The sequence below is a fragment of the Rhodoferax sp. genome (genome assembly GCF_039922535.1).
Taxonomy (GTDB): Bacteria; Pseudomonadota; Gammaproteobacteria; order Burkholderiales; family Burkholderiaceae_C; genus Rhodoferax_B.
The window spans coordinates 1-2700 of sequence record NZ_JBDTEM010000391.1 but is presented as its reverse complement, the minus strand read 5'-3'; the positions used below and the strand labels follow the sequence as shown (position 1 = coordinate 2700).

2 protein-coding genes are annotated in these 2700 nt (G+C 67.9%); both read right to left on the bottom strand.

What is annotated here, in order from left to right:
* Positions 1 to 43 precede the first annotated feature (43 nt).
* A complete protein-coding gene (locus ABI213_RS18625; RefSeq protein ID WP_348028189.1) occupies positions 44 to 2059 on the bottom strand; it encodes a 4-oxalomesaconate tautomerase in 2016 nt (671 codons plus the stop codon).
* A gap of 256 nt (positions 2060 to 2315) precedes the next feature.
* Positions 2316 to 2700 (bottom strand): FCD domain-containing protein (locus ABI213_RS18620; protein WP_348028187.1); only part of this gene is annotated, 385 nt, incomplete at its 5' end.

Genomic DNA, 2700 nt, shown 5'->3' with positions numbered 1-2700 from the left:
TGTGCAGGTGCTGCCTGCGCTAGAGGCCGATTCGATGCTTAACTCAGGCTTCCTCCACCCCGCCGCCCATCGGCAGGTGGGCCCCTTGGGCCACGCGGCGCCACTTGGCGATTTCGCTGTGGACCAGTTGTGCCAGCTGGGCGGGCGTGCTGGTCTGCACGCGGGCACCGTCGGCGGCCATGCGGGCGACCAGTTCGGGGTCTTGCAGCACGGTGTTCAGGGCGGCATTCAGCGCGGCCACCACCTCGGGCGGCGTGCCGGCCGGGGCAAACAGCGCGTACCACTGCGTCACCTCCACTCCCGGCACGCCCTGCTCGGCCAGCGTCGGCACGCCGGGCAGGCTGGGTAGGCGCTCGGGTCCGGCGACGGCCAGGGCGCGCAGCTTGCCGCTGTGCAGATACGGCTGGGCGGTGAACAGGCTGGGAAACATCAGCTGCGTGCTGCCGCGCACCGTGTCGGCAATCGCTGGGGCGGCACCCGGGTAGGTGTGGCCGCGCAGCGCGGTGCCGGCGTTCAGATTGAACAGTTCGGCGGCGAAGTGCGGGGCGGTGCCGGTGCCTGCGCTGGCGTAGTGCAGCGGGCTCTGGCGGGCCTGGGCGACCAGATCGGGCACATCGCGTACGTCCAGGTCGGCGTTGACCACCAGCAACGTGGGCGAATAACCGATCAACCCCACCGGGCAGAAATCGGCCAGCGGGTCGTAGCGCAGACCTTCCAGCGCTGGGTGGATGCCGTGGGTGGCGATGTAGCCAAACAGCAGGGTCTGGCCGTTGGGCGCGGCCGAGGCCACGTATTCGCAGGCCACGCTGCCGTGGGCCCCGGCCCGGTTGTCGATGTGCACGCTCTGCCCCAGCAGCGGCGACAACTTGCGCGCCAACGCCCGGGCGATGGTGTCATTGCCGCCACCCGCGCTGGTGGGCACGATGATGCGGATACTGGTGTCGGCCAGGGCAGCGGTGTGGGTGGTGCGGGTGGCATCTTGCGGAAATACATAGCTGGGCAGGTGCAGTTCGCCCTGCAAAATTTTGCGGGCGGTGCGCACTAGCGCGGCGCGTTCCACCTGGGCAGACTCGCCCTCGCCAACCACTTCCACCTCGATGTCGATTTGCCCCGCTGGATGCAGCACCACCAGCGCGCGCTTGCCCGGCGGCGTGTGGGCTCCGCTGGCCACGGTGCCGGGCAAGGCGAAGGCGGTGGCCACACCAATCGCGCCGGTGACGGCGTGCGAGGCGTGGCAGCGGCGCGGGGTGAAGTAGCGCGAGGTGATGCTGTTGGCATCGTCTCCGGCACTGACCAGCACCGGCTTGGGCACCACGCTGTCGGACACGTCACCCAGGCCCATGCGCGCGCCCGCCACCCGGCGCATGGCTTCGATGCGTTCCAACAGAGCGGTGTTGGCATCCAGCTGGGCCGGGCGCTCCCGGCCCGTCAGGCCCAGGTCGGCGGCGCGCATGACCATCAACGGCATGGCGGCATCGATGCAGGTGGCTTCGATGCCGTCGATGGTGTCGATGCGCTGGCCGGTGGGAAACAAATGGCCGGTCACCGCACCCCAGGCATCCAGAAAATTCAGCAGGATGGGCGCTGCCGTGCCCGCCACGCCGTCGATGCGGGCATCGCCTTCGTAGGTGACCACGCCGCCCGGGGTGCACACCGTCACGTCGATGCAGGCCCCCGTGTTGACGTTGTAGACCCGCGCCGTGGTGTGGCCGTCCTGGGCGGCGATCAGGCCCTGTTCGATGGCGAACGGCACCACGCCCGCCAGCATGTTGCCGCAGTTGGGGCGGGTATCCACCGACTGGTGACCCACGCCGACCTGGGCGAATAAATAGTCCACATCACAGCCCGGCTGCTGGGAGCGCGAGACGATGGCCACCTTGCTGTTCAGCGTGCTGCCGCCGCCCAAACCGTCGAGCTGCAGCGGGTCGGATGCACCGATGGCCCCAATCAGCGCCTGGTCGCGCGCCTCGGTGCTGTCGGGCAGCCATTCGCGTAGAAAGAACGGGCCACGGGAGGTGCCGGAGCGCATCAGCACGCAGGGGATGTTGCGGTGGATCATGGACAGTAGTGGTGTGACAGACGGAGCCGGGATGGCCCGAGATGGCGCGATTATTGGAGTGCCGCGCCGTGCTGTAAATTGCACTTTGTGAATCCATTGGTGCGCCGCGTGCATCAAGCATGGGGCGGCATGGCCCTGCGGAAAGAGGTTTTGCAGGCCGTGGCGTGCACCACGTCGAAAACCTGGTTTGCTACTGAAAAAATAGCTGCTAGCGCAGGTGCCATATGCGCTGGAGGCTGATTTTTTATAAATTTTTCTATGGCTTCACCGTGTACGGCAGCAGCCGCGCCTGCGATGCCGACAGCAATGCCGTCATCGCCCGTGCCGCGGCATCGGCTTCGTGCGCCAGGATGTGGCGGTGCACGGCGGCGTGCAGGTCCAGGTCTTCGCTGGGGCGGGTGGCGTGGCGCAGCAGCATTTCAGACGACACCCGCAAAGCCGCCTTGATGCCGTTGCCGATGGTGATGAACATGCCGTTGCGCGACACCTCGATGATGGTCATGTGGAAGGCCAGGTCGGCCTCGGCGGCGGCGCGCACCTCGTTGGTGGTGTAGGCGGCGGCCAGCTCGTGGTAGCGGCGGTCTAGCAGCTGCATGTCGGCGGCGTTGCCCGCCTGGGCGGCCAGAAAGCAGGCGCGCGGC

Coding starts and splice junctions, on each gene's coding strand:
- ABI213_RS18625 (WP_348028189.1), bottom strand. CDS start 2,059: ATGATCCACCGCAACATCCCCTGCGTGCTGATGCGCTCCGGCACCTCC.